Below are 26,353 nucleotides of genomic sequence, written 5' to 3'. Positions count from 1 at the left end.
CTGCACGGCCGAAGCAGGTCTATACGTCTTGTCTAAAGGAAACGGCGGTGACCGAAATAACATGTGATGGGGTAACGGAAAATTCGACTTGCGGTCGATCCGCCCTACCAGCGTTTCACGGGGGCCGGCGGACGGCCTAATATGAAGCCATGCCGCGCATCGCTTGGGTGAACCATACGCCGCGTGAATCGCGGAAGGGTTTATCGCCGAGATTGGCCCAAATGCCGGTCCCGATCAGGAGGAATGCAATCGTTAACGTCAATAAACGCCCACTATAGCTCATCGCATTGCTCCACTTCAGCTACAATCTGCGAACGCAATGCAGGCGATGGGGGAACGTTCCTCACCACGATCGCCGCTCGAGGTTTGGCAGCGAAGCCGGTGAGCCACGCCTTTCAGAGGACACCGGCCCAACTGATCTGCTCGCGACCGATCGGCTGCGACAAGCGATCGCCAGCGCCCGCGCTCGTTGAAGGAATTGGCTACTCGACGGCCGGCAGTGATCTCGCGCCTGGCGCGAACCGGGCCTTCACTCGCTCACGCAGATTCTGGAAGACTACGTAAAGCATCGGGATCAGGAATATGCCGATCAAGCTTGCCGCCAGCATCCCTCCGAAGACCGCGGTGCCTACCGCGCGTCGGCTCATTTGGGCAGCCCCCGCTGCGATCACGAGGGGCACGAGCCCGAGGATAAAGGCAATCGACGTCATCATCACCGCGCGAAACCGCATGCGGGCGCCGAGCACCGCGGCATCCTCGACCGACTGACCGGCCTCGCGCTGCTCCTTGGCGAATTCGACGATCAGAATGCCGTTCTTCGCGGCGAGCGCGATCAAGACAACGAGGCCTATTCGGGCATACAGATCGAGATTGAGCCGTGCGGCTCGGATCGCGACATAAGAGCCGAGCACGCCGACGGTGACCGACAGAAGCACCGGCACCGGGATCGTCCAGCTCTCGTAAAGCGCGACCAGAAAGAGATAGGCGAACAGCACGGCCAGGCCCAATATGACGCCGGTCTGCCCAGAGGCTTGCTGCTCCTGAAACGCCGTTCCGGTCCATTCATAGGAAAAACCCGTGGGCAGCGTCTTGTTGGAAATCTCCTGCATGGCGGCGATGGCTGTTCCGGAGGAAACGCCGCCTGCCGGAGCACCGTTGATCGTGATCGAGCGGTAGTTATTGTATCGGCTGATCACCTGCGGTCCCTGCACGATCTTCGCAGTTGCGATCGACCGCAGCGGGACCATCTCGTTGCGCGCGTTCCGAACATAGATCTGCCACAGCGCATCGATGTCTGCGCGGTCTTTGGCTTCGCCCTGGACGTTGACCTGCCAGGTCCGTCCGAACAGGTTGAAGTTGTTGACGTAGTAGCCTCCTAGGGTGGCCTGGAGGGCGGTGAAGACGTCGCTCATGTTCAGCCCCAGGACTTCCGCCTTGGCGCGATCGATATCGAGATAGATCGACGGATTATTGGCCGAGAAGGTGGAGAAGACGTGCGTGAGCCTTGGATCCTGGTTGGCTGCGGCGATGAGGCCGTTCATGGCAGCGTTCATGGCTATCGGATCCTGACCTTCCAGCGCCTCGAGCTGGTACTCGAAACCGCCGCTTGTCGACAGGCCGATGATCGGCGGCAGGTTGAATGCCATGACGTTCGCTTCACGGATTTGGCTGCCTATGGCAAAGGCCTTCGCGATCAGCGCCTGCGCGGATTGCTCGGCCCTCGTTCGGTCTTCAAACGGCTTCAGGCGGACGACAAGCAACGCCGCATTTGGCTCGGCTCCGGCGTCGAGCAGCGAGAATCCGATGATCGAGAGCACGTGGTCGACACCATCCAGCTGGCGCAGTTTTTCCTCGACCTGTGCCGTGACCTGACTGGTTCGAGGTACGGAGGCGCCATCGGGCAGTTGGACCATCACGAAAAACGCGCCCTGATCTTCCTCGGGCAGGAAGCCGGTCGGCGTGATCAGAGACATGCCGAATATGCCGCCGGCGCAAAGAGCTACCAGCACGACAGAAACGGCGGCGAGCCGCACCAGGCGGCGAACACCACTTGCATAGCGATCCCGAGTCCAATCGATCCCACCGAGCACCCGTGCCATGATGCCGCGCCTCGGACCCGTATGCCGCAGGAAGAGCGCGCATAGTGCCGGCGAGAGCGTCAGCGCGTTAATCGCGGAAATCACCATCGCGGCGCTGATGGTGACTGCGAATTGCCGAAACAGCGTGCCGGAGATGCCCGGTATGAAGGCGATCGGAACGAACACCGAAAGCAAGACGAGGCTGATGGCGATGATCGGCGCGGTGATCTGGTGCATCGCCTCTTTGGCGGCTTCCGCAGGCGACAGCTCCGGGCTTTCCTCCATGACGCGCTCAACGTTCTCGACCACGACAATGGCGTCGTCCACGACGATGCCGATGGCGAGCACCATTGCGAGCAGCGACACCGTATTGGCGGAGTAGCCCATGGCCAGCAAAACGGCGAAGGCGCCGATAAGGCTGACGGGAACGGCGACGGCGGGGATGATCGTCGCGCGCAGATTGCCAAGGAACAGGAACACGACGATCACCACGAGAACGAAGGCTTCCGCAAGTGTTCGAAGCACCTCACGGATCGTGTCGCGCACGAAGATCGTGGAGTCGTGGACAACGCGGTAGGTCAGGCCTGGTGGAAAGCGCGGCGACATCCGGTCCAGCGTCGCTTGCACGGCGTTGGCCGTCGTCACGGCATTCGCGCCTGGGGCCAGATAGATGCCAATGGGAACGCCGGGCTTGCCGTCTATCCGGGCCTCGCTGTCCAGGTTCTGCGCGCCGATCTCGACGCGCGCAACGTCGCGCACGCGCAGCACCGATCCATCGGGATTGGCACGCAAGACAATCTCGCCGAACTGCTCGGCCGAAGCTAGGCGCCCCTGGGTCTGCACGTTGAACTGAAACTGCTGCTGATCGCTGATCGGACGCGCACCGATCCGCCCCACAGGAGCCTGCACGCTCTGCCCCCGGATAGCGTTGACGACATCGCTCGGCGCCAGGCTCAGGCTGGTGAGCCGCTGAGTATCGAACCAGATCCGCATCGAGTAGTTCATGCGGGCAAACAGGTTGGCTTGCCCGACACCCGGCGTCCGCGAGATCGCGTCGAGCAGATTGATGATGGCGTAATTGGTGATGAAGACAGGGTCTTGCGCGCCGGTTTCGCTATATAGCACCAGGAACTGCAGTACCGCCGACGATCGTTTCTGGACGTTGAGCCCCTGGGCCTGCACTTCCGAGGGAAGCTGCGACAGCGCGGTCTGCACCCGATTGTTGACGTTGACCGTATCGATGTTCGGATCGGAGCCGAGCGCAAAGGATACGGTGAGGCTGTAGCTGCCGTCATTGCCGCTCGTGGATTTCATGTAGAGCATCTGGTCGACGCCGACGATCTGCGCCTCGAGCGGCTGCGCCACACTGGATTCGACGACGGCGGCGGACGCTCCGGGGAACGTACCGGACACCGTCACCTGGGGCGGCACGATGTCAGGGAATTGAGCGACGGCGATGCGCAGCAACGCCAGTCCACCGGCGATGGTGATAACAAATGCGATGACGATGGCGAGACGCGGTCGGTCGATGAAAATCGACGAGATCATGTCAGTGCCCGCTGCTCTTGCTATTCGGACTTGCTGCCCCGCCGCCTCCCTGGCCAGCGCCTTGGCCAGTGGTCGTTAATCCACCCGAAGCTGCTGCCGATCCCTGTGGACGGCCAATGGCTGCTGTGCCGACGGCCTCCTCTGCAGTTTGCTTCATTTGGGCTTGGAGCTGGGAGCTTGCCGGTGCTGGCGAAACCTTGGCTCCAGCTCTGACCCGTTGCAGGCCTTCGACGATGACCTGATCTCCCGATTGCAATCCACTGATCACGCCGGCCAGTGTCGTCGTCGATTGCCCGATCTGGATGCGGCGCTGCTCCGCGGTATTGTCCTTCCCGACCACAAAGACGTAACTGCCCTGCTGGTCCGACAGCACAGCCGAGCGCGGCACCGCAAGGACTTCGATCGGCTGTACGCCCTCGAGCAGCACGGTCACGAACTCGCCGTCAAACAGCTCGCGGACCGGCGTGCCGCTGCCCTCGACGTGCTGGGTGGGAGGGTTTTCGATCTCGCCCCGGAGGGTGATGGTGTCCGTGTTGATCGTGACCGTGTTGTTCGCGAAATTCAGATGGCCGGTGCGATCGTAGCCCCTTCCGTTGGGCAGGCGCAGGCGAATGACCACCGCACTGAAGCCGCCGCGCGGCGCATAACGGTCGCGCAGCGTCAGAGCCTCCCGGACCGAAACCGGAAATGTCACGTACATCGGGTCCTGGCTGACGATCGTGGTAAGCACACCGGAAGACGGGCTCACCACGTTGCCCTCGGTCACGGCGGTCCGGCCGATCTTGCCGTCGATGGGCGACGTGATGTCGGTGTATCCAAGATTGATCTGCGACGCTTGCACCTGCGCCTCGGCGGCCTGGACCTGGGCTTCGAGGCTGCGCTGGTTGGCGATCGCCGCATCATAATTGGACTGCAATCCAGCGGGGCCACTCAGCAGCGCCCTCGCACGCTCGGTGGTCAGTCGAGCGTTCTCCAATGTCGCCTGCAGCTGGGCGACAGCAGCCTGTTTGGCCGCGAGGTCGGCCTGGAACGGGCCCTTCTCGAGCTCGTAGAGCTTGTCTCCGCTCTTGACCTCGCTGCCGTCCGCAAATAGGCGCTTGGTCAGAAAAGCCGAAACCCGCGCGACAACATCGACATGGCGAACGGCCTCTACCCGTCCCAGAAACTCCTCTGACTGGGTCATAGGGCGTGGCGCCGCAGCGATCACGCCCACCGCAGCGGGTGCGGCAGGCGGGGTTTGGGCAGCTGCAGGGGACGCGAACACAAATCCGAGGCAAAACAGGAGCAGCCCGGGACAAACCCCCGCACGGGCTGGCGACCTGCCCTCCCTCCGGCAGTGGCCAAGCAGAGAGGTGGCGACGGCCCCTAGCACCAGCGGCACAGAGGATTCGCGAGCGCGAGCACGACTGGGATCGACGTTCTTCTCGCTTTTGTTGGCATTCGGGCGGACCTGCCTAGGAAGGAAAAGCTTACTGCCGCGGCCAGGGCCCGCGATGCGGCCGCATGCGTGCCGCAGAGGACGGACGAACCCGCTCACGATAGCCTTCGCCCCACGACACGTACTCGTTTCCGTAGCGGAGCCAGCGGTAGCTGGGAAGTTCGACGCCTTCAAAAACTGCGCCGGCCGAATAACCGCCCATCGCCGGTCCAATAGCGGCGCGCGCATGCGTCGGTGCTGCCAAGGCAAACAGGATTGCGAGTGCCGCCAGAACAGGTGCCGTACTCTTCATCCTTGCTCTCCGCATGTGGATACGCTGCAACAGTCTCGTCCACGAAGCGAGCGAGTAACTGTCCCGGATCGTAAGTCGTTCCTAGTGTCGGGGAGCGCTCCTTAACCTGTGTTAGCTCCAAACGCGCTCGGCTCTGGGGCGGGAGTTTTAGCAGCGCTTATTCGGCGGCCGCCTGAGCAGGGGCCGCCGCAAGCCGCATGCCCAAGCTGACGGCGATCAGCACGATCAAATTGACCGCCAGCGCGACGATACCGATGTTGAGATCCTGCACCTGCGGTGGCAGCCAGGGCAATTTATGGAAATTGAGACCGGTAAGGCTGACGAACGCAACCGTGGCGATACCGGCGAGGATGCCGGCGGCTGCCCCCTCACGCGTTGCGATGTTGCGTTTCCCAAGGCTGAGCACCAGTGAGGGAAACAACTGCGTGACCAGGCTGTATCCCATCAGCAGGAGAGCCACGATGGTCTCCCCGCCCCTCAGTGTGAAGAACACTGCGACGAGCGAGATCACCGGCACGAGCAGCTTTGCCACCCGCGAGACTTGCCGATCGTCGGCGGAAGGGGCGACCACGCGGTAAAGATTGTTGGCGATCAGCGTCGCCGTGGTCATCAGGATCATGGATCCGGGCACCAGCGCGGTGAGCACGCCGGTGGCCCCTATGATGCCGACCAGCCACGGATCGAACGTCTTGACCGACAGCTTGAACAGCGCCAGGTCTATCTCCGGCCCGGTCAGCCCGGGCACCTGCAGGATCGCCGCGAAGCCGACGAAGAAGACGAACAGCAGGATGAGCTGATACAGCGGGAGCACGATCGCGTTCTTGCGAAACACGGTCGCGTTTCGGGCGGTATAGATCGAGCCGAAGCTGTGCGGCCACATGTAGAAGCCGAGCGCCGTGAGCAGTACGGTGGACGAGAACCACCACAGGCTTTCACCATGCGGGGGCAGGACCGTGAAGCCGGGCTTGGCTTGCTCGATCGCCTGAAACATCGACCCGAGTCCGCCGTAATAGTGCCAGGGAAGGTAGAGGCCGAGAAAAACCACGACGACAAGAATCAGGATGTCCTTGGCCACGGCGGTCCACGCCGAGCCATGCACGCCCGACACCATGACATAGCCTGCCACGACGGCAGCGCCTGTCCAGATCGCGACGTTAGAGGAAATCGTGCCATAGCCGGCGATTTCAACGATGATCCCGAGCCCCTTGAACTGAAGCACCAGATAAGGAATCAGCGCGACGATGTCGACCAGCGTCACGATGATGCCGAGCGCCGGACTATCATATTTGCGGACGAAGAAGTCGGACTGCGAGTAGAGCCGATGCTCCTTGGCGTAGCGCCAGATCGGCGGCAGCATGAAATAGGACAGCACATACGCAAGCGTGCCATAGCAAAGAATGTAATAGGCCGGCGCGCCCTTGCCGTAGGCAAAGCCGCTCCCGCCAAGAAACGTGAAGGTGGTGTAGATTTCTCCCGCAAGCAACAGGAAGACAAACACGGCCCCAAAGCCACGGCCACCCACCGTCCATTGCTCCAGGTTCATGTCCTTCCCGCGCTGCGCGAGGAAGCCGAGCGCGAGGGCAAGCAGTGCCGCAGCTGCTATAAACGGGAGCGCGCCATTCACGGTTAACTCTCCTGGTTGGCGGGGTCAACCGCGTAGATCACCGCCATGATGAGCGACGTCAGGAGGATCCAGGCCACGATCCACACCAGCAGGAACGGCAGGCCGAAGACGAGCGGGTGCACCCGGTTGACAAAGAACGGACCAATCAGGAGGGCGAGGAACGGCGCGACGGCGAGCCAACGGATGCGGCGCATGGCGGAAACTCTTGCTGTGGCCAAAACCGGCGCATTCCGCAAAAGTTCCTGTGACTTCCCGAAGGGACGTGAACACCGGGTGAAAGATCTGGCCGGTTCGACGCCCGCCCGACCCACAGTCGAGGTGCCCTGGATACAAGAGATGAGCGCGGCGACCTCTACGAAGGTGCTGGTCTTTCATTTCCTCCGTCCAGATCAGCGTCCCTCCCCTTGTCCGAGGGCCGTTCGGAACGGAACACCTGGCTCACCATTCATAGTCCTGCACTCCGGACTTCCTCCAATGAGCAAAGTCGTCCTTGGCGTCACTATTGTCGGCCTCGCAATCGTCATAGCGGGTCGCGGTGTACGCCGTGCTGCTCTGAAACATCTCGCCACCTCAACAAAGTCCCTTAGGAACAGCGCGCGATTCGCTCCGTTGACCGGCGCACATCAAGGATTCTTCATATGCTTAAGCTTTCGATCCAATCGGCCGCATTCGTTGCAGCCGGCGTGCTGCTACTCTCCGCGCCTGCTGCCAAGGCGCAGGATTACCGTTGGTGCATTCAGGGCAAAGGCGTCGGCTACCCAGGCGACTGCAGCTATTCGACACGCGCTCAATGCCTGGCTTCGGCATCTGGCCGGAATGTCGGTTGCGGGATCAATCCGCGCGCCGCATACGGGCAGCAGGACCGCCACCGAGGCTGGCGGTGAGTTGAAACATCGAGGGGCGCGAGTGGCCCCTTCCGCCCGACCAACTTAACATTCGGCGTAGGTAGACCGGAGCGCGCCGCGCTTCTGACGTTGCGAGTTACCGGCGCGGTGCGGCTGGCTTTCAATACTTTCCTGAACTCTCAGGATTTCTTCATCTTGGGCCCGAAGTGTGCGCCCAACGCGAGAATGACGGAGAAGAACACGGCCTTGAACTCGCCGCGCGCGGCCTGAAGGCTCGTTAACGCGAGCAGAGTTACGATGGCACATTTCATGAGTGGCGCGATCGAGCATTGGCCGCCGTGATTGACATCACGGTCGCCCGCCGCACCGGCGCATTCATGCCGGCGGCCCGATCTCGCGGAGCGGAGATTTAAGGCCCGACCACCCTCCCCTCCCTTACGGGCAGGGTCGCCGCGAGCCGTCGCTGCTCAAATAGGTACCCGACGCCGGGTCATACGAACGGAAGCGCTGTGCGCAGTACGCGCTCGCGTTTTCTTGCGCCTGACTGTTAGCGATCGCACCGCCGATCAGAGCGCCCACGGCCAATCCGCCGATCACGGCGGCGCCGCCGCCATAGTGACGGTGCCGCCACCCACCACCGCCATAACCACCGTGCCAATGGCGATATTGGACCTGCTGAATGTTGGCGTCCGGCGTGATCGACGAAGGCGCGATCGGCGCCGCCTCCGCCGGAGCGCAGGCAGTCCCGATCAAGAGGGCTGCGATTGCAAGTTTGCTTACAAACGTCATTGGCAGTCTCCTGGTGTAGTGGCTGGGGCTATGGTGTCGCTGGGGGATTATTCAAGTCAGCTTGGATCGGCGATTTTTCGCCAGGCGCGTGCTGCTCGCCTTGATCGGTAAGAGTCGGAAATTCGCCCTGGTTCAACACAGCTTCGATCGGCTCGGCCGTATTGAGTTATGTGGGCTTGTCCGCCGCAGGCGACCTGCTGCTCCGGATCGGACGGTGGCCGGCGATGTTTCTCATCCTGACCCTCGCGCTCGCAGTGATCTACCGCTACGGGCCCAGCCGCCAGACGGCGCGCTGGCGGTGGATCACCTGGGGCAGTGCGATCGCGGCTCTGCTCTGGATCGCAGTCTCGGGAGCGTTCTCCTGGTACGCATCCAACTTCGGCAAGTTCAACGAAACCTACGGCTCGCTCGGCGCCGTCATCGGCTTCATGACCTGGCTGTGGATCTCGGCCATCGTCGTTCTGCTTGGCGCGGAGATCGATGCGGAGATGGAGCATCAGACCGCTCGCGATACCACCACTGGCGCCCCGAAGCCGCTCGGCTCAAGAGGAGCGCGGGTGGCCGACACGGTAGGCTCTGTACAAGGATGAAAACAGCTACGATCGCCAGCAGCCCGGAATTTGCCGCGAACGCTAGGACTCGTCCTTTGCGGGTTGGCTTGGCGCAGGGACGTTGCATAAACGCATGTTCAATTTTTCGAACATGCTCGTAAAATTCGATCCGCCGTCCGCTCTCGAAGACTTCCGCTTTCCGACCGCCGCCAGATCTCCATCTTTGGCGCTCTCCTCGCGGGTCGACAAGATGCTCGGTGAAGCTGTGCGTGGTGGACGCGTATGCCGATGCCGACTGAGACATCGGCTTCTTCGATCAAGAATTCGATCGCCATCTCCTCTAGGCAGTCCACCAGCGCTTTGAGCGTACGGTCGTGCGGCACGCAGCTTCCGTTCATGTCCCCGGCGAGCCAAGCCTTCTTCGCGCACTCGTAAAGCTGTTCGGAGGCTTGGTCTTACCCGAGCGAGATTCGACTCGCGCTACTTGCGGAAACGCACGCCTTCGCCAGAATTTTCGGATGCTGCGAAAAATTCAATGCCGTAGTTGTCTTCCAGCACTCGTTGCATTGCCTCAAGAACCTTTCGGCGACGAGGATCCATCTTTACGCTCTCGTCCGTCTCGACCACGCTCACCGCCTGCCGCGTCACGCCAGCCTCCAAAGCTAACGTCGCCTGGTCGACACCGGCCAGCGCTCGCCCGGCTCGGATGAGACGTGGCGAAGGCCAGATATCTTGGGTGGGTGAGACTTTGTTAACCATGTCCTAGACTTTGCTGGAATTTTTCCAGCGAACCGTTGACTCACGGCTGCAGATCGCCGACATTATTCCCGCGAACGGTGAGCAGGCTTGGTCCCCAGCCGCGCACGCGCGTCGTAGCTGACGTCAAACTGGCTTGGTGCCGAGTGAAACGCCGACGAGGCCATATGATGTTTTCCGACGTTGCAAACCTGCCCCGCGAAGCCCTCACCGGCTTCCCAAACCACCCCGTCCCCGCCACGGCCCATGCACTCTCTCCGGTCCGTTCAGAGGCTGCTGGCCACGACTCAGACTATTATGGACGCTACATCAGCAGCGCCGCTTGGCAAACCAGTGCTGCCCGCTTGGCCGAGCTCAGCGCTGCCGGCCACCGGTGCCGGCTGTGCTTCGCCTCCGGGCAGGAGGCGCGGCTCGAGGTGCATCATCGCACGTACCGCAATTTCGGCTGCGAGCGCGCTGAGGACCTCACCACGCTTTGTCACCGTTGCCACTTGGCCGTGACCTGCATTCTGCGCGCCCGCAAGTACGCGAACTCGCCCGTGATGCCGGCCGAGAGCGTGTCGGTCACGCCGCCCGCCCCGCTGTTCGACTACCGCCCCGCCGTGGAGATCCTCTGATGAGCATCAAACAAATTTCTCTGCGCCTGGTCGGAGTCGGCCCGATGCTCATGCGCAATTCCCGTCTCGGTGACCCCCTCGACTCCTACGCTAAGGCGTTAGAGGCCGTGACCTCGAAGCGCCTGAAGACCGAGGCTGATCACTGGCGAATTGCCGAACTGGAGTTCCACGGGTCGCTATATCTGCATCAGGGAGCACCGTGCCTGCCGCAGAACATGATCAAGAGCGTCTGCGTGGACGGCGCCAAGAAGTCGAACATGGGGGAGACCACCAAGGCTGCATTCCGCGCCGACGGCGCCGCTTTGCTGCAGTTCGAGGGCCCCAAGACCGCCGCCGAACTCTGGGCCGACGAGCGCTTCCGGCACCGTGCCACCGTCCGAATCCGCAGCCGCGGTTCGCTCACCGTCAGGACCCGCCCGATGTTCGACGGCTGGAGCGCGGTCGTGCACGGCACCTATCTGCCGTCTTTGCTTAACCGCGAGAACATCGTCGAGTTCTACCGCATGGCCGGCTTGTACGGCCTCGGCGACTATACCCCCGAGTTCGGCCGCTTCCAGGTGGAGGAAGTCTCGCTCGAATAGGTTCTCCGTGCCGGTGCGTGGCCCGGCGAGGCATGGCACGGCCCGCCGTGGATCTTCCGAAGAACGACCCACGAGCAATGATGACGACAACACGGACCCGACGCGCTGGCTTGGCCATGCGTGAACGATGGAGCGCGCTTTGAACCACATCGACGATGGTGACCCTGAACGGCATGAGGAGGCCCCGAGAGAGCCGTGGCCTCGTGTCCTGAAGTACTGGCGGACGATTTCGGCGGAGGCGTTCGACGACGCGACCAAGTCCGAGGTGATCTCGTTCGTGCAGGCGACGACCACGACGATCCCGCAGTTGCAGCGCGCCATCTCGGGCGATGCAGATGCCGCTATCGACATGGTCATGCACTGCAACGCGCCCAGCTCGATCGGCATCCGGGTCGATTTCCCGATGACGGTGTTGCTGTCGTCCGCCTTCGAAGATCCGGGGGCGGCGCTCGCGTTGTCTCATAAGCTTCGCGAGATGCCGCTTGAGGCGCCTCCGTACGAAGCTCGCAACGTCCTGGCAGGTCGCCAGCTTGCTGTTGTCTTTGCGCCGCCCCCCGAATGGCCCCACGCGCAACTAATAGAGCGAGCACCAAACGTTCATGCTGAACAATGAGAAAGAGTCCATGACCTTCGCGGTGCTCGGTTCCGCAACGAAGATTCGGTCGGCAGCTTACGACCCGGCAAGTGCACGTTCCTGGCCATTCAAGGCGGAGGACAGTTCACCGCTGGCATGGTGGCGGAGGCTCCCGTCACAGGCGTTCGGCGAACCCGAACGCCTTCACCTGGGCGCAACGCTCGAGCAGATCAACGTGCTGCATGCCGAACTCGACCTTATGGCCGCGCTAAAGGGCGACGCGGCCGCCGCCATCGAGGTCACGTTCACGCTCATGCCGATGAGCGAATTTTCGCTGAGGACCGACATCGCGATGACTGCGCTCCTGCGGTGCGCCCTGGAGCGCAACGCGGCCGCATCCTTGGTTCTGGCTCAGGTCACGGGCTTGACCGACCTCGGCCATCCCTATGCCAAGGAGATCGCAACCGCATGGCTCGCCTACGGCTGGCTGTGCTCGGAAAATCCCCGCGAGTTCAGCAATGCGGCGGCCGTGCTGCTGACCGCTTTCCAGGATCGTGAGCGGGAGCAAGATGAATGAAGATCCAGATCTTCTCCGACCTCCATGGCGACGTGCATCCGGTCAAGCCCATCACGATATTGCCTGGCGTCGACCTCGTGATCGTCGCCGGCGATACCTGCGAGAGCGCGATCCGCGCCTTCGAGTACCTCCGTCGCGTCGTGCCAATGCACATCCCGATCGCGATGGTGCTCGGCAACCACGAATACTACCGCCACTGCATTCCCGAAGAAATCGCGTCCGCCCGTTCCCAGGCGGCCTCCTTCAACATCTATCTGCTGGAGAACGCGACCGTGATCGTCGCCAGCCGGGACGGCGAACGAGCGATCCGTGTGGTCGGTGCCACGTTCTGGACCGATTATCTCGCTTTCGGCAAAGCCAATCAGTTCGGGGTGATGAACACCTGCGCGACCGGCATGAATGATCACCGCCTGATCACCTGGCGGAAGCAGCCGTGGCGCCGGTTCAGGCCCCAGGAAGCAGCCTTGGTACACCGCGAATCTAAGGCGTACCTCACTGGTATTTTGGCGACACCATTCGACGGCAGCACCGTGGTCGTCACTCATCACGCAGTGCACTGGAATTCTGTGCACCCGAAATTTCAGAGCGATCCCCTCACCGCTGCCTTCGTCTCCGACCAGAGCGCGCTGATCGAGCGCTTTCAGCCGACGCTGTGGGTCCATGGCCACGTCCACAATTCGTCGGACTATCGCGTCGGCGGCGGCGGCGGCGGCGGCGGCGCCAGCGTCGGCGGGGCGCGGATCATATGCAATCCGCACGGCTACGGATCCGAGAACGATGCCTTTAACGGCGCCATGGTGGTGGAAATCGAATGAGCAACGCCGGCGATGATGGCGACGATTTCGAGCTGCCGGCGGTCGCACGCGATGACGTGTTGACCGGGGCGGCAGCCGATTCAGCCGATTCTGAGAATCACCTGAAAAACATGCCCCGTATTCTGCGTTACGCGAGGCTACTCGGAGACCACGCTGGGCACGTCGAACAACGCCTGATTGCCGAGATCGACGAGCTCTGCCCGGATCTCGCCCTGAACACCGCTTGGGCGGTTGCGCTGGATGTTGAGACTGGGCTTGCGCTTGCCACCGAGCTTGATCGTCGCGCGGCGGAATATAACGATCCGAACCTGCGCAGCTTGTCAGATTGTGTGCGGTTGCTTTCCTTACCCGCGACGAGAGGGGGTCTTCACTTCCAGCATTATTTTCGGGTCGCAAAGGCGCTGCTGCTGTCCTTCGAGATCATTCGCGACCGTGACGAACAACTGTGTTGCGAAATGGAGCGGTTCGCTTTTGGCTGGGCGGCACTGCCCGCGTGCGCTCACATATCCGTAGGGCACGCCTCCGCCGCGGAAAATGCGCTCATGCTCGGCTCGCGCATGGTGGAACATCGCATTGCTGCTGCCTGGCGAGAAGCCATTCAGGCGCAGAAGGAAAAGTTGCGCTCGATGGAAGAGGCCGAGCAGGAAAGAGCCGAGATCTCGGGTCGGCCTCCAACTCAGGAAGAGAACATACCCTCTGATCATCTGATCGTCGCTTGTCTGAGCGCCGACGAGATGAAGAACATCCGGCTGAAGGAAATTCTCGCTTCCCTGAAGAACGTCGTCAACGTGCCGCTGCCGCTCGTCATGGTGCCGCCGCTGCAAGAGGTGCGCAGCAAACTGCTGCACGAGTTTCCCTACGCAGAACGCGTCGTCGACTTGGTCCTGTCTGATCTTATTGGCCGGCGTATCGTGCAGCTACGTCCAATCATCCTGGTTGGAGAGCCCGGCGGAGGTAAATCGCGCTTCGCTCGCAGCCTGGCCGGGGCTCTCAACCTCGAGGTGTGGCACACCGATTGCTCGCGGGGAGATGCGGCATTCGGAGGTACTGACCGACGCTGGCACTCCGCCGAGCCCTGCCACCCGCTTCTCGCCGTGGCTCGAAGCAGAACCGCGAATCCGATGGTGCTGCTCGACGAGCTTGAAAAAGCGCCCTCCACCTCAAATGCAGGGCGGCTGTGGGACTGCCTGTTGGGCTTCACGGAGCCGGAAACGAACGCGCGTTATCCCGATCCCGCGCTGCAGGTCAATGTGGATTTGTCGCGACTTTCTTTCGTTGCGACGGCCAACAACCTTGACCCGTTGCCGAGCCCGATCCGAGATCGGTTCTTGGTGGTGACGTTCCCGAAGCCAGGCGCCGCCGATATCGATTCCTTGTTGCCCGCTGTGATGGTGGATCTCATCAAAGAGCGCGGGCTCGATCAACGCTGGATTCGGCCGCTCGACGAGAACGAACACGTCGCCGTTGCCAAGCTGTGGCAGGGCGGCTCTATGCGGCGGTTGCGCCGCATTGTCGAGATCATCCTGCGCGAACGCGATCTCAGTGCCACGAGGAATTGATATGAGCCGAGAGCCCCACGAGAAGCCCCCATCGTTCCGAGCATCGCCGCTGCCGCGGCCGCGGCGATTGCCGGTGATAACGCCGGCCGAGATCGCGGATGATGCTGGAAACAACGATACACTCATAGGCCACCATCAAAGGACCAATCGCGTGAGCGACCCCCAGATCACCTGCACCAAGTGCGGAACTGAGATCAAGCTGACGGAGTTCCTTGCGGCACCGTTGATCGTCGCGGCGCGCAAGCAGTTCGAGGCGCAGCTCGCGGCCAAGGAGGCCGCGTTCAGCCGCCGCGAAGCACAGCTGCGTCAGTCTGAAGACGATCTCGCCAAGCTCCGTGAAACCGTCGACGAGCAGATAGCGGCCAAGATGACCCTGGAACGCGACGCCATCGCGGAGGCGGAAGCCAAGAGGGCCCGCTTGGCCCTCGCTGATGATCTTGGTCTACGGGACCGGCAGCTTGCCGACCTGCAACAGCTGCTTGCCGCAAACGATGCCAAACTGATCGAAGCTCAGCGGACCCAGGCTGAGATGCTCCGGAAACAGCGAGAGCTCGACGTCGCTAAGCGCGAGGTCGAACTCACGATCGAGAAAAAGGTGCAGGAGAATCTGGCTGCAGTGCGCGATAAGGCGCGGCTCGAAGCGGAAGACGCCCTCAAATCAAAGGTCGCCGAAAAGGAGGCCCAACTCGCAGGCATGCAGCGGCAAATCGAAGACCTCCGTCGCAAGGCCGATCAGGGATCGCAGCAGTTGCAGGGTGAGGCGCTCGAAGTAGAGCTCGAATGCCACCTCCGGAATCGCTTCCAGAGCGACCTGATCGAGCCGGTGCCGAAGGGCGAGTTCGGCGGCGACGTGGTGCACGGCGTAGTCTCCGCCGGGGGCCAGCGCTGCGGCACCATTCTGTGGGAATCGAAGCGGACGAAGGCCTGGAACCCCGCTTGGCTAGGCAAATTGCGGGATGACCAACGCGCCGCGAAGGCGGAGCTGGCGCTGATCGTCTCGACCGTTCTTCCCAAAGGCGTCGAGGGCTTCGACCTGGTCGAGAATGTCTGGGTGGCAGAGCCCCGCTTTGCAATTCCGTTGGCTGTCGCACTCCGGCAGCTGCTGATCGACGTCGCCACAAGCCGCCAGGCCCAGAGCGGTCAGCAGACCAAGACCGAGATCGTGTACAGCTACCTGACGGGTCCGCGCTTTCGTCACCGCATCGAGGCCATCGTCGAAAAGTTCAGCGACATGCAGAAGGACCTCGATCGCGAGCGCGCCACCATGTCGCGTATGTGGGCTAAGCGCGAGGAGCAGCTCAGAGGCGTGCTGGAATCGACAGCGGGCCTGTACGGCGATATCCAGGGCATTGCCGGTCGCGCCATGCAGGAGATCGAGAGCCTGGACGTGCTGATGATTGAGGCGAAGTGGGAGGCTGCTGAGTAGCCGGAGGTAGAATTCGCCGATCGATTGTTAAAGAATTTTCTTCACTGCTAAGCTTTGCAACCAAACCTTGTCGGTCAGCACCTGCCCCCTTGCGGCCAGGTTATGCCGAAGAATCTGCGATAGCGCTCTCCAGCGCGCGTCCAAGGCAGATACTGCATTACAAGGGCATGGGCGCGCCGCTGGGAAGGACACGAGGCGCCGCATCAAGGGCAACTATAGTTCGAAACGCGATGTCGAGCCGCGAATTCTGCGGCAATGCCAGTTGTCGCGATCTACTCGCAGAGATGTGGTCCGATCAACTGCGCGTAGCTAAGCAAAGCACTTGAACTGCTGCATCGCAGCAAGACTATGGCAAGGAACGCAGCAACAAAGCCGAAATTGCAAGGTGAATCTCAGGAAAGACGTTGCCCGGGGATCCTGGCACAACGCCTCGTTGCGTGCCTATACTTCGGCGAATCACCACGGTGAGCCCGCCCGTTAGCGCATGACCCTAATCCATCCCGAACGACACATCCTTGTGATGCCCAGCGACGAGCTTGAAAAGTTCGCACGCGAGTGGGCTCTTCTCAAGAAAGGCTACTTTGTGTCGAGCGGTTCTCCGGCCCCGGTGACATGGGGCGTGATGTCGTTGGGTATTTAACCAAAGAGAAGCATGAGGGCGACTGGCATAATTATCAGTGTAAGCAATACGGCAAAGCGGTTCCCCTCGGGGCCGGACTTGGCGAACTCGGAAAAATTCTATACTTCGCGCACCAAGGCAAATTCACCGCCCCTACGAAATACTTTTTCGTCGCGCCAAAGGGCGTCGTTCGACCGTTACGCGAATACATTTCGAAGCCTAGCCAGCTCAAAGAAGTACTAATCGACAAGTGGACCGATTACTGAGCGAAAACTATCACAAAGAAAGCGGTCATCGCGGTAACGCCTGCCCTAAAGGCATTCATCGAAGCGTGGGACTTCTCTTGCGTTTCTGTCATTTCAGTCGATGACATGCTGGACGACCCCGCTGGGCTGTCGCCCTTCGGTAAGCCGACCTCGCTCGGCGGAACTCGCTGTACGCGTGACCTTCCAAGTGCCGCCTCCATTCGCCGAACCCGGCCTGAGCCAGGATCCCCAGCCACGCGGCTCGGCGGTGCGCCTCCCTCTTGGGCAGCACGCCGAGCCTCACCGGATAGGAGCGCACGGGATGCCGTCACCCGCAAGATCGCGTGGCGGTCGGATCTGGAAGAAATACGTGGAAAGCCGGCGAACAACGTAGGTAGGCGCGCCTCGCCGGCGGCTGCTGCGGGCCGGCGCCGGGGCGGCGCGGTAGTGGACTACTTGATGGACTACCTCGGGGGATACACGCTTCGGCACTTGCACACTCACGCAGGCCGGACACGCGATTTTTCAAGGTTTTCTGCGCGAAGAAAGTGGCGGATAGGATTTGGAAACTGGCGGAGAGGGAGGGACTCTCGGACCAATTTACGCCCATCCGCCGATTACCTCGATAAAACAACGCGAGCCGGCGGGTTACGGACTACAGTGACGGCTACACAGAGGACTACTGCAGCGATCAGCGCTGCAGACTCGCGCAGATGTCCCTCTCGGTCAACGCCCTATTGGCCGAATAGCTCAGAAGCGTGATTTAGAGTTGATACGGTGTTGCCGCCGTCGCCCGCCCTAACGCAGGGTCCGACTGAACGGCGCCGGTTCGGCGGTCTCTCCGCGAAGGGAATGGCGTCCAGTGCGCTGCGGACGTCGCTCATCAATCTTCCGCGTCCCGGATCGATCTGTCGCATTCCAGGCTTCACGGGAACTCAACTTTCGAGTTCTGGTATGTTCCTGTGAAGCATGACTGATCATCCCGTCAGCTGGCCTATGTCGACCCGAAAGCACCAGATGGCCACTTCCGCCGGACCTTCGCGCCGGACGGCACATCCGAACGCACGCGCGGCTGACCGGAAAGCGCGAGCTGCCGACCCTTGCCAGCCGAACATCAGGAAGGTGCTCGAGGGCGGCTCACATCTCCGTGCGCCGAACTAGTCCCGCCGCTACCGCGCCCGGCCGCGCGCCACGCCGAGGCAGTTGGTACCTCGAGCAGTCATGTCTGAATCCGCTGCGTGAAGAGGACACCAAATCCGGGATAATCATCAGTCCTCGATATGATGAAAGAGCCGAAAGTGCCGGGCGACAATGAAGACAAGAGACAAAGACGCACTCCAAGGAGCACGGTGCCCCTGGCCGCCACAACAATGATTAGCTCGAGCAGCCCGCCGCACGGGACGCTTCGTTGATGTCGAAGGGTAAACAGCAAACGCCGTTGATGGTCTACTAAGCAAGTTCGTTAAGAAAATCTTTTGCGTCTTGCAAATCGCGCGATAGAAAACCCTCGGCGAACCAGCCATAGATTGGAGCTAGAAGTCCACGGGCCTTGTCGTACTCGCCTCGATCTTTCCAAAGACGCGCCAGACTATTCGCTGCCCGCAGTTCCCAGGATTTCGCTCCTTGCTCGCGCGCAATCGCGAGCGCCCGACCAAAATGTGCTTCTGCTTCCATGGTGTCAGACTTGGCCGAGAGCAATGCGATTTCGCCGGCCAGACGATTGACCTCCGGCTCGAACAGCTTTTCCTTTGACGTTTTGATCGCTGTCATGGCCTCGTCGATCCAGCGCCGGGCCTCTTCAGCGTGACCCGAGACGATGCAGGATTTCGCCAACCACGATGACCAGTACGGCATCCACAGCGTCGATCCTGTGGCGCGCAAGGCGCCAATCCCGGACGTGATCGTTCGCCCAGCGTCCAATGCCCTGCCGTTCCGCGCAAATGCGACACCCTGCAGCAAGACGCCGAAGGCTTTCCAAAGCGCGCTGTCTTTTCCGTCCGCCAACAGCACAAGTTCATTCGTTTGGCTGTTTGCTATCTCGTCATTTCCGCAGAAGATGTGGATCATCGACGTGTACAGCAGCGCCGGCATCAAGGTCGTCACGAGGCCGATATCGCGCGCGTCTTTCATCGCTCGATCGCAGTCGGCAAGCGCTGCCTCGGGATAGCCTAGCATCCATAGCGGCAACGCTCGCTGAAATAGGATGCCAATACCGATGTCTTGACCAAACCGGGTCGCTAAAGGTCTGTGCTCAGCAGGATTGTAAAGCCGTCTGGCCTCTTCGAGGTTTGCCCGCCCTGCAGCGAGCTCTCCAGAATGGGCCAGTGAAATGCCCATGAGGCGACGCCCTACCATGAGCGAGACGGTGTTCGGCTGCTTCTCCGCGGCTGCCAAACACTCCGCAGCACGCTCCCGCACCGCATCGCCATCAAACGTATTGTAACTCGCGACCCAAAGACCATAGAGAACGGAGAGCAACAAAAGCGGATCGTCCAAGGGCTCTCTGAGAGCTTCCACTTCCTCAATCAGTGAGCGTGCCTGATGGAGGGATGCTCTCGTCTCAGGCGCTGCATAGCCCTTGACGTGCATCAGAGCGTTCGAATGAGCCACCTGAAGCTTGATCCGTTCGCGCCTGAGCATGGGAGTGGATGGCAAACTGGCGATCTGACCTAACGCTCGCGCAAACTGCTCAGAAGCCTCGGCTACCGCCGAGCGCTCCAGCGAACGTTGACCCGCCGTTCCCCAATATCGCGCGGCTTTCTCGATCTGCCCAGCATCGTTGCAGTGGCGCGCCAAAATCTCTGGTTGACGCTCGACTACATCGGCAAACCGCGTTTCGAGCACGTCGGCGATCCTGGCGTGCAATTTCCGACCATCCTCATGCAGCAGCGTACTGTAGGCGGCGTCCTGCACCAGCGCGTGCTTGAACAGGTAGTTCGCATGCGGTGCGACGCCCTGCCTGGACAGCAGTCCGGCTGCGATCAAGCGATGCAATCCGCTTTCCAGTTCCATTGGCGATTTGCCGCCAACCGCCTCGATCAATGCGTGCGAAAATTCGCGGCCGAGAGCCGCGCCTATCTGAGCCAAGTCCTTTGCCGGGCCCAGTCGGTCAAGGCGCGCCATAAGGGAGGCGTGTAAGGTTGCCGGAATTTGAAGTCGCGGCGATGGAATGAGGGCCGCCGTCTTTCGGGCTTCTTCCTCGCTACCGGTTTCCAGCACTGCTTTCGTCAATTCCTCGACGAAGAGCGGAATGCCGTCGGCCCGCTCGACCATATCCTGGCGAACGCCGGCCGGCAGCGGACGATTGCCGACGATGCCGTCTATGATGGCGTCGACGTCGCGGCGATTCAGGCGATTGATGGTCAAGGCCGTCACATGTGGAAGGCCAAGCCAGGGCGGCTGGAACTCCGGCCGACACGTGACGACCAGCAGCACTGGCAGCGCCACGATCCGCTCGAGGATACGACCTACCAGCTCCAGGCTTGTGGGATCGATCCAGTGCGCATCTTCAAAGACCATCAGCACTGGCTCGGAGCGCGAGAGCGCCTGGACTTGTCCTACAAGCGCCTCCAGAGTCTTTTTCCGACGCTCCTGCGGATCATAGGACAGCGACGGGTAACGCCCGTCGTTTGGAAGCGACAGGAGGCCGGCGAGCACTGCGCGGTCACCGGGCGAAGTCGGGCTCCGCGCCAACAGATCATCGAGCTTGTCCAACTTCGATTTTGCGGCGTCGTCGTGTTTGAATTCGGCCGCACGTTCCAACTGCCCTATGACGGGATACAGCGAGCTGTCCGTGTGACGGGGTGAGCAAAAGCAACGAAGCCGCGCATGCGGTTCTGCCCCGATCTGCTCCAGGAACGCCGTGGTCAACCGGGATTTGCCGATCCCTGCCTCTCCGGAGAGCAGGACAACTTGTCCTTCGCCCTCCTTCGCTCTCACCCAGCGCCGCAGCAGTAGCTCCTTTTCCTCGTCTCTCCCGACGATGGTCGACAGCTCGGAGCCGTGAAATGCCTCAAAGTGTCCTTCCACCGCGGCAGGCCGCAGCGCGGCCCAGACTTGCACGGAGCCCGCAATTCCCTTCAACTCCTGAAAGCCAAGGTCCTTCAACTCGAATAAATTGCCGACCAGTCTTCTCGTGGCTTCCGCGATCACCACCATGTTCGGTTGCGCAAGACCCTGCAATCGCGCGGCGAGGTTAGGTGTCTCGCCAACGATTCCCCGCTCCTGCGCCTCTCCCGATCCGACGAGATCGCCGACCACAACCAGCCCGGTGGCGATGCCGACCCTGGTCTGCAAGGCCGTATCGGTCGTAAGTCTAGCGACTTCCGCCACGAGCTCCAGCGCCGACCTCACCGCCCTCTCGGCGTCATCCTCATGAGCCTCCGGATAGCCGAAATAGACCAGCACACCATCGCCCATGTACTTCGCGACGAAACCACCGAATCGCTGGACTGTATCGGTTACGCACTTTTGGTAGGCCGAGATGAGCTTGCGCAAATCCTCCGGATCCATTCGCGTAGACAGCACGGTTGAGCCCACCAGATCGCTGAACATCACCGTCACGTGACGTCGCTCCGCCGAGTTAGTAGCCAGAGTGGCGGCGGAGATGACGGCTGAAACGTCGGCTGAAAATTCCTTGGGAAGCGCCGCGATGGCTTTCATGAGCTTGACGCGCGCCCCCAGCGTAAGGCCCATTTCACGCAGGTGATCGTCCGTCAGGTCTCGCAGAACGGTTTCGTCGATATCGTTTTCGCGCAACGAAGCTTCGAAGCGTTCGAGGCCAAGGCTCCGCAACCAAATCGCAAGATCCATACGACGCCTCCGAGGCGGGCTACCGCTCGCACCTTACTCCTTGGGATTGCGTCGCGACAGCTTGGTCGGCCGCCTCCATGTCCGATGATCACTTGTGCGATGCATCGTGTGGTCGGGACGCTCCCGCCTTCCAGGCTTATGGAGCCCTAAACGGAGGGGGCGGATATCGGCGTCATATTCAGAGTCATGACCGGTCGAGCCGGCCACTCACGTGTGCCCCCCGACAAGAAGCCCCTGGGTCATCCCGGCCCCAAACCCGTGCAAGCATATCGGCTGCAGTCTTGGTAGACCCTCCGACACTCGAAGGAGGGCAACTGGTTCAGATGACGACAGTCGCGGTAACGTGCGCGACAAGCATTTATGCATTGCTGTTTACCCGTCCGCGCGGCTGTCAAAGCGGAATCGGCACCGCGCGCATTCAGTTTTCCGGCACCCAAGGACAGGGAAACTCCTAGGAGTAGACAGATGATCGCCAACGACTGCCTGGTGTATCTCATGGCCAACTTCCTTTAGGACCGTCGCATTATGCGGCCCGCCGCATCGCGTAGTGTGGCAGCCGCGTAAAGGGCGTCAGCGCTGGGGCATCAAAATCCGCTCGCCTCCAGCGCCATCCAATCCGCGATGAATTCCCCGTTATTCCTCGGCAGGCCTGGCGACTTTCTCGGCATGCGTATTGGGATGATCTTGTTCTCGAGGACGTCACCGCGATGGCGGCGTGTAGGGGTCGGGGGTGCCGAGTTTGATCGGAGGGTACATCTTGAAGCTCTCCTCCAGGCCGCCGATGATTTTCATCGCCGGGTCAGCGACCCACGAGTTGTAAGCAGCCACATCCCGCTCCTCTTTTCGGTCGGTAAGCAGATTGATGACCTTGGGCAAAGGCAATTTCTGTGGCGGCGCATACATATTCTCCTGCCAGACCAAGTGCACTTTCCAGTTACGCCATTTCACGGCCGAGAGCCGGTCGGCGACGTAGGCGGGAAAGCCCTCGCGGTTGGAGGCCTCCTGCTTGCCGAAGAAAAAGTCGAGCTGATCCACGCCATCAATCGGACGGTCCTTCGGAACGTCTGCGCCGCCGACGCGGGCGATCGTCGTGAAGAGGTCGACGATGTGAACGATCTCGTTGCTCACACGGCCTGCGGGCACCTTGCCCGGCCACCGGATGATGAAGGGGGCGCGCAGCGAGCCCTCCATCGCGGTGAAGTAGGTCCCGCGCCAGGGCCCGTTATCACCTTCCCAGGGGTTGGTGGCTTCCGGGCCATTGTCGCTCGTGAAAATGACGAGCGTATCGTCTTCAACGCCGGCCTGCTTGATGGCATCCAGGACCTGACCGGTTCGGTAGTCCATTTCGGCGAGGCAGTCCGCCCAATCGCCGTTGCCGGTCTTGCCGGCGAACTCGAGATTCGGCAGCGTCGGCATGTGCACCAGCGAAAATGGAACGTAGGCAAAGAACGGCTTGCCGGCGCTTGCGTTACGTTTGATGAAATCGACGGCGCGCCTGGTGATCTCGGCTTCCATGGTCCGTCGATTGTCGACATTGAGAGTCGCGACAACCCGGGGTGTCTCACCGCTGCGCGCTTCGTAAATCGGCTCGGGCTCGACCAACTTGGCGCTCCAGCCCTGCTTGTCGCCGACCGATGGCCACATGCTCCGGGTCTCGTCGAGCGATGGCCACATCGCCTCGTCGTAAGTGCGCGGGATGCCATACCACTCGTCAAATCCTCTATTGGTCGGTAACCTGGCTTGCGCGCTGCCGAGATGCCACTTGCCCCACATGCCCGTGGCGTAGCCCTGTCCCGACAACAACTGGGCGATCGTGACTTCCCACTGGGTCAATCCATCGGGGACGCCGCCGATGGGGACCTCGTAGGTGCCGGAGCGGATCGCGAAGCGGCCGGTCATGAGCGCGGAGCGGGACGGGGTGCATTGCGCCTCGACGTTAAAGTTGAGCAGGCGGGTCCCTTCACCGGCAAGCGTGTCGATACGCGGCGTGGCCGCGCCGCGAAGCAGGCCACCGCCGTAAACACCCAATTCCCCATACCCCAGATTGTCCATGAGCATGACGACAACATTGGGCTTCCTTGGCTTTTGCGCCAACACTGGCGAAAAGGCAATTGTCACCGCGACAAGCGACGCCAACGAACCGAATTTGATGCCTTCGATCATACTCATCCTACGCTCTGTTCTTGAACCGGGTTACCTGACCGACTGAATCACCCGCTCAGATTTGGCCGGGTTGGGCAGGCGGGCTTGGCCAGTCTGATCGCAGGTTGGTTGGATTCTGACGGTCGAACAAATCCTGTCGCATGATGAATTGGCTCTTCCTGCTGACGCCCGGCAATGGTCTGCGGTACGCATCGTGAGCCGTCCCGAGCGGGCGGCGAGGGGCCTCGGCTGAAGCGAATGCCGGGAGCATCGCTGCAAAGACGGAAAGTGTGATGAGCTTGCTACGCCTGGTCATGGGAATTATCTCCGCGGGCGCGTTGTTGGTCTCTGCGCCGATATACGCCCGAAGAGTCGAACAGAGGCTATGCGATTCCGGCATAAAGAAAGAATGCCTGCGGTGATTGTCAGCATCCCAAGCCGCCGTCGCATTGGGGGGGTGAAATACGTCAACGCCCGAACGATTTCGACAAGCTTTCCAGATTCTGCGGACTGACGTGTATTAACCCATGCCGCGGCGCATCGATGTCGGCAATCAGGAGCAGGGAAATCGAAACGACCAGGGGCAGTACGAGAGCGAGCTTGCCCGTGGTCTGCATCCGATAGCCGAACAGTACGTTGCAGCACAGCGCAATGGCCGCCAGCAAATACCAGGCGGCTTTGGGAATCCGGTTCCAGTAAGCCGCCTGAGTATAGCCTTGCGAATTGATAACGTCGTTCATGCCGGCGAGCACAAGGGAGGAAACGGGCCCCGGAAGAGCCGCAGCCGGTCCTCGGACTGCAGCCCAGAGGTCGGCCTCCTCTTGACCAATCCGTTCGTCTATTCGTGTTCGCTGCGCGTCATCGGCATTGATAAAGAACAGAATCCGTTGCTTTGTGTAATCGCTCAGAAGCGCCCGCACCCTTGCAGCATCTGCCGGTGGCAGAAAGTCGGCACGCAAATACTCGGTTCCGATCGCATTGGCTTCCGCCTCCTCGAAATTTTTGCGTTGATCGTAACGGTTGGTCGCCATCGAAAAGCTGAAGCCAATAATCAAGGCCAGCAGCGTCAGGGATGCTGCAAGGACGAGGCTCAAATCGTCCTTCTGCTCGTCGGTCATGATAGAATGGCGCCTGCGCAGCCGGGCGCTTGTCAATGACGCAAGTGACAGCGACACAAAAGCCACTGCGAATACCAGTACGGGATAATGTGTCAGGCTTTCCATGAATGGCCTGTCTCTTCGTACGGACGGGCAAGGGATGATTCTTGTAGAGCAACGGATTTATCTTGCGCGATGACGGAACTGACGCTGTGCCAGACCCGATCCTTGAGAGCGATCAGCGGTGGTGCTGGCAGAGTTACTGGCGGATCGGTTCTCTTGGTGCCATCGACGACAAGACGTGCGACGTCGATTTCTCCATCGGTATAGTAAGGATCGCCCTCGCCATTCCGCGCAAACAAGGTTGGCCCTATTCCTGATATCGTGAAAAAAGCCTCGACCATACCAGCAGCGCGCAAGTCATGCATCAGCAAGTCGCGTTCGGCGTCAATATCTGGGCCGATGTGATGGGTGACCTGCCCGGTGTCGTGGCTGAGCCCAACTCCCCGGTCGAACGTTATCGATCCGAGCCAAACCGGTCGGTCACTCGCTCCCTTTTCAAGGACCTGCCATAAGCGAACATGGTGTCGGCGATCAGCACTGGTACCAATTGGTTTTTCGAACGCGAGCTCTTGCTTTTTTCCATCGTAAAAAAGCGGGCTGACCGGCGCGTCGTGGTACGGTCGATCGAATACGACGCTGCCAATGATGTCGATGCTTGTCCGCAAGGTAATCGCGTCTGCGGGAAACCATTCGGCAGCGTGCATCGCGCGGGTGATGTCTTCCTTGTCCCCGACCAACCCCACATTGAGCGCATCGCCCGGAATTCCGTCAGCGGTACGTGTCACCATGGACATATTGCAAGACCGGGTTCGTGCTCATGGTGGGTCCACAATGTTGGCGCCAGGACATAAGCGAGCAAGACATAGGCGATTGCAGTGGCCCCGAGACCAATGAGCCATCGTCGACCTCTTGCAGACAAATTCATCCAACTGTTCCCCGCGGCCTTTCAAAGACAGAGCTTCTGCGGCGACATGGGGTGCCAGTAAGCAAGCATCACCGCCCCAATATGGCGAGCTGACGTTACCCTTCTAAATAGCGACCAATGTGCAGACTATGCAAAAACGGCCAGAACCATCCAAGAATCGAGGGACGCTGGCCTGTTTCGTCACGCGGATGACGGCGTCTCCCTCTGCGTCGGCGACACCCGCATCGGCAATGGTTCGAAGGGAATCCCGGCGATCAGTTCACTTCGCGAAGCACAAATCTTTTTGCGCTTGCGAGGTCGCGATATGTTAATCGGCATGGGGTCCGGACGCCGATCAACGTCTCAAGTGCTTGATTGACTTCGCATGTGTGTCATTCGGC

Annotated in this window: 22 protein-coding genes and 2 pseudogenes; 11 read left to right on the top strand and 13 right to left on the bottom strand. The window is 61.0% G+C overall.

Annotation, left to right across the window (positions count from 1 at the left end; translation table 11 throughout):
- Positions 1–136 precede the first annotated feature (136 nt).
- From ACVIN2_RS28645 to ACVIN2_RS28620, 6 genes are all read right to left on the bottom strand, one after another.
- Positions 137–283, bottom strand: coding sequence for a hypothetical protein (locus tag ACVIN2_RS28645; RefSeq protein WP_456768140.1), 147 nt, complete (start codon positions 281–283; stop codon positions 137–139).
- A gap of 199 nt (positions 284–482) precedes the next feature.
- Complete coding sequence (locus ACVIN2_RS28640) at positions 483–3,626, bottom strand: efflux RND transporter permease subunit (protein WP_456768139.1); 3,144 nt, start codon at positions 3,624–3,626, stop codon at positions 483–485.
- Position 3,627: 1 nt separating this feature from the next.
- Positions 3,628–4,809 (bottom strand): efflux RND transporter periplasmic adaptor subunit, encoded by a 1,182-nt coding sequence (locus ACVIN2_RS28635; protein WP_456768138.1) that lies wholly within the window; start codon positions 4,807–4,809, stop codon positions 3,628–3,630.
- Positions 4,810–5,095: 286 nt separating this feature from the next.
- On the bottom strand, positions 5,096–5,356 hold the full coding sequence (locus ACVIN2_RS28630; RefSeq protein ID WP_456768137.1) for a hypothetical protein: 261 nt from the start codon (positions 5,354–5,356) through the stop codon (positions 5,096–5,098).
- A 157-nt stretch (positions 5,357–5,513) separates the two neighbouring features.
- Positions 5,514–6,980 carry a sodium:solute symporter family protein gene (locus tag ACVIN2_RS28625; RefSeq protein WP_456768136.1) on the bottom strand — a complete coding sequence of 489 codons (1,467 nt, stop codon included), beginning with the start codon at positions 6,978–6,980 and terminating at the stop codon, positions 5,514–5,516.
- Positions 6,981–6,982: 2 nt separating this feature from the next.
- On the bottom strand, positions 6,983–7,174 hold the full coding sequence (locus ACVIN2_RS28620; protein ID WP_456768135.1) for a DUF3311 domain-containing protein: 192 nt from the start codon (positions 7,172–7,174) through the stop codon (positions 6,983–6,985).
- 444 nt (positions 7,175–7,618) lie between these two features.
- On the opposite strand from ACVIN2_RS28620, the gene ACVIN2_RS28615 reads away from it, so the two are divergent.
- A complete protein-coding gene (locus tag ACVIN2_RS28615; RefSeq protein ID WP_456768134.1) occupies positions 7,619–7,864 on the top strand; it encodes a DUF3551 domain-containing protein in 246 nt (81 codons plus the stop codon).
- 140 nt (positions 7,865–8,004) lie between these two features.
- Here ACVIN2_RS28615 and ACVIN2_RS28610 read toward each other — a convergent pair whose 3' ends face one another.
- Positions 8,005–8,136, bottom strand: coding sequence for a hypothetical protein (locus ACVIN2_RS28610; protein ID WP_456768133.1), 132 nt, complete (start codon positions 8,134–8,136; stop codon positions 8,005–8,007).
- Positions 8,137–8,260: 124 nt separating this feature from the next.
- A complete protein-coding gene (locus ACVIN2_RS28605) occupies positions 8,261–8,614 on the bottom strand; it encodes a BA14K family protein (protein WP_456768132.1) in 354 nt (117 codons plus the stop codon).
- A 158-nt stretch (positions 8,615–8,772) separates the two neighbouring features.
- Here ACVIN2_RS28605 and ACVIN2_RS28600 point away from each other — a divergent pair.
- Positions 8,773–9,204 (top strand): annotated as a pseudogene (locus tag ACVIN2_RS28600) (YihY/virulence factor BrkB family protein); the annotation flags it as partial.
- Positions 9,205–9,645: 441 nt separating this feature from the next.
- Here ACVIN2_RS28600 and ACVIN2_RS28595 read toward each other — a convergent pair.
- A complete protein-coding gene (locus tag ACVIN2_RS28595; protein WP_456768131.1) occupies positions 9,646–9,924 on the bottom strand; it encodes a helix-turn-helix transcriptional regulator in 279 nt (92 codons plus the stop codon).
- A gap of 164 nt (positions 9,925–10,088) precedes the next feature.
- Here ACVIN2_RS28595 and ACVIN2_RS28590 point away from each other — a divergent pair, with 164 nt between their 5' ends.
- The 9 genes and pseudogenes from ACVIN2_RS28590 to ACVIN2_RS28550 all read left to right on the top strand — a co-directional run.
- Positions 10,089–10,538 (top strand): HNH endonuclease, encoded by a 450-nt coding sequence (locus ACVIN2_RS28590; RefSeq protein ID WP_456768130.1) that lies wholly within the window; start codon positions 10,089–10,091, stop codon positions 10,536–10,538.
- Positions 10,538–11,119: a hypothetical protein gene (locus tag ACVIN2_RS28585; protein ID WP_456768129.1), complete on the top strand. Its 582-nt coding sequence runs from the start codon at positions 10,538–10,540 to the stop codon at positions 11,117–11,119. The genes ACVIN2_RS28590 and ACVIN2_RS28585 overlap by 1 nt, the downstream gene beginning before the upstream one ends.
- Before the next feature lie 139 nt (positions 11,120–11,258).
- Positions 11,259–11,732: a hypothetical protein gene (locus ACVIN2_RS28580; RefSeq protein WP_456768128.1), complete on the top strand. Its 474-nt coding sequence runs from the start codon at positions 11,259–11,261 to the stop codon at positions 11,730–11,732.
- The gene (locus tag ACVIN2_RS28575; RefSeq protein WP_456768127.1) at positions 11,719–12,270 is read left to right on the top strand and encodes a hypothetical protein; all 552 of its coding nucleotides are present in this window, start codon (positions 11,719–11,721) and stop codon (positions 12,268–12,270) included. The genes ACVIN2_RS28580 and ACVIN2_RS28575 overlap by 14 nt, the downstream gene beginning before the upstream one ends.
- Entirely contained in the window at positions 12,267–13,085 is an 819-nt protein-coding gene (locus tag ACVIN2_RS28570) for a metallophosphoesterase (RefSeq protein ID WP_456768126.1), read from the top strand. Before ACVIN2_RS28575 ends, ACVIN2_RS28570 begins: the two co-directional genes overlap by 4 nt.
- Positions 13,082–14,644, top strand: a complete 1,563-nt coding sequence (locus ACVIN2_RS28565; RefSeq protein WP_456768125.1) for an AAA family ATPase — start codon at positions 13,082–13,084, stop codon at positions 14,642–14,644. Before ACVIN2_RS28570 ends, ACVIN2_RS28565 begins: the two co-directional genes overlap by 4 nt.
- A 151-nt stretch (positions 14,645–14,795) precedes the next feature.
- Complete coding sequence (locus ACVIN2_RS28560) at positions 14,796–16,070, top strand: DUF2130 domain-containing protein (protein ID WP_456768124.1); 1,275 nt, start codon at positions 14,796–14,798, stop codon at positions 16,068–16,070.
- 612 nt (positions 16,071–16,682) lie between these two features.
- Entirely contained in the window at positions 16,683–16,955 is a 273-nt protein-coding gene (locus tag ACVIN2_RS28555; protein ID WP_456768123.1) for a hypothetical protein, read from the top strand.
- A 1,071-nt stretch (positions 16,956–18,026) separates the two neighbouring features.
- Positions 18,027–18,163: pseudogene (locus ACVIN2_RS28550) on the top strand (formylglycine-generating enzyme family protein); the annotation flags it as partial.
- A gap of 220 nt (positions 18,164–18,383) precedes the next feature.
- On the opposite strand, the gene ACVIN2_RS28545 reads toward ACVIN2_RS28550, so the two are convergent.
- From ACVIN2_RS28545 to ACVIN2_RS28530, 4 genes are all read right to left on the bottom strand, one after another.
- Positions 18,384–21,746 (bottom strand): AAA family ATPase, encoded by a 3,363-nt coding sequence (locus ACVIN2_RS28545; RefSeq protein WP_456768122.1) that lies wholly within the window; start codon positions 21,744–21,746, stop codon positions 18,384–18,386.
- 699 nt (positions 21,747–22,445) lie between these two features.
- A complete protein-coding gene (locus ACVIN2_RS28540; protein WP_456768121.1) occupies positions 22,446–23,909 on the bottom strand; it encodes an arylsulfatase in 1,464 nt (487 codons plus the stop codon).
- Positions 23,910–24,355: 446 nt separating this feature from the next.
- Positions 24,356–25,111: a bestrophin-like domain gene (locus tag ACVIN2_RS28535; RefSeq protein WP_456768120.1), complete on the bottom strand. Its 756-nt coding sequence runs from the start codon at positions 25,109–25,111 to the stop codon at positions 24,356–24,358.
- Positions 25,099–25,836: an LssY C-terminal domain-containing protein gene (locus ACVIN2_RS28530; protein WP_456768119.1), complete on the bottom strand. Its 738-nt coding sequence runs from the start codon at positions 25,834–25,836 to the stop codon at positions 25,099–25,101. Before ACVIN2_RS28530 ends, ACVIN2_RS28535 begins: the two co-directional genes overlap by 13 nt.
- Positions 25,837–26,353: the final 517 nt, after the last annotated feature.

Source organism: Bradyrhizobium sp. USDA 3650 (assembly GCF_054057395.1).
Note: the sequence above shows the minus strand (reverse complement) of the source record. Positions and strands in the feature narration are given on the sequence as shown.

What these genes read in the sequence shown, in the direction of transcription:
- ACVIN2_RS28645 (WP_456768140.1), bottom strand. Translation starts at nt 283, where the DNA reads ATGAGCTATAGTGGGCGTTTATTGACGTTAACGATTGCATTCCTCCTG.
- ACVIN2_RS28640 (WP_456768139.1), bottom strand. Translation starts at nt 3,626, where the DNA reads ATGATCTCGTCGATTTTCATCGACCGACCGCGTCTCGCCATCGTCATC.
- ACVIN2_RS28635 (WP_456768138.1), bottom strand. Translation starts at nt 4,809, where the DNA reads ATGACCCAGTCAGAGGAGTTTCTGGGACGGGTAGAGGCCGTTCGCCAT.
- ACVIN2_RS28630 (WP_456768137.1), bottom strand. Translation starts at nt 5,356, where the DNA reads ATGAAGAGTACGGCACCTGTTCTGGCGGCACTCGCAATCCTGTTTGCC.
- ACVIN2_RS28620 (WP_456768135.1), bottom strand. Translation starts at nt 7,174, where the DNA reads ATGCGCCGCATCCGTTGGCTCGCCGTCGCGCCGTTCCTCGCCCTCCTG.
- ACVIN2_RS28615 (WP_456768134.1), top strand. Translation starts at nt 7,619, where the DNA reads ATGCTTAAGCTTTCGATCCAATCGGCCGCATTCGTTGCAGCCGGCGTG.
- ACVIN2_RS28610 (WP_456768133.1), bottom strand. Translation starts at nt 8,136, where the DNA reads ATGAAATGTGCCATCGTAACTCTGCTCGCGTTAACGAGCCTTCAGGCC.
- ACVIN2_RS28605 (WP_456768132.1), bottom strand. Translation starts at nt 8,614, where the DNA reads ATGACGTTTGTAAGCAAACTTGCAATCGCAGCCCTCTTGATCGGGACT.
- ACVIN2_RS28595 (WP_456768131.1), bottom strand. Translation starts at nt 9,924, where the DNA reads ATGGTTAACAAAGTCTCACCCACCCAAGATATCTGGCCTTCGCCACGT.
- ACVIN2_RS28590 (WP_456768130.1), top strand. Translation starts at nt 10,089, where the DNA reads ATGATGTTTTCCGACGTTGCAAACCTGCCCCGCGAAGCCCTCACCGGC.
- ACVIN2_RS28585 (WP_456768129.1), top strand. Translation starts at nt 10,538, where the DNA reads ATGAGCATCAAACAAATTTCTCTGCGCCTGGTCGGAGTCGGCCCGATG.
- ACVIN2_RS28575 (WP_456768127.1), top strand. Translation starts at nt 11,719, where the DNA reads ATGCTGAACAATGAGAAAGAGTCCATGACCTTCGCGGTGCTCGGTTCC.
- ACVIN2_RS28570 (WP_456768126.1), top strand. Translation starts at nt 12,267, where the DNA reads ATGAAGATCCAGATCTTCTCCGACCTCCATGGCGACGTGCATCCGGTC.
- ACVIN2_RS28565 (WP_456768125.1), top strand. Translation starts at nt 13,082, where the DNA reads ATGAGCAACGCCGGCGATGATGGCGACGATTTCGAGCTGCCGGCGGTC.
- ACVIN2_RS28555 (WP_456768123.1), top strand. Translation starts at nt 16,683, where the DNA reads ATGGGGCGTGATGTCGTTGGGTATTTAACCAAAGAGAAGCATGAGGGC.
- ACVIN2_RS28545 (WP_456768122.1), bottom strand. Translation starts at nt 21,746, where the DNA reads ATGGATCTTGCGATTTGGTTGCGGAGCCTTGGCCTCGAACGCTTCGAA.
- ACVIN2_RS28540 (WP_456768121.1), bottom strand. Translation starts at nt 23,909, where the DNA reads ATGATCGAAGGCATCAAATTCGGTTCGTTGGCGTCGCTTGTCGCGGTG.
- ACVIN2_RS28535 (WP_456768120.1), bottom strand. Translation starts at nt 25,111, where the DNA reads ATGGAAAGCCTGACACATTATCCCGTACTGGTATTCGCAGTGGCTTTT.
- ACVIN2_RS28530 (WP_456768119.1), bottom strand. Translation starts at nt 25,836, where the DNA reads ATGGTGACACGTACCGCTGACGGAATTCCGGGCGATGCGCTCAATGTG.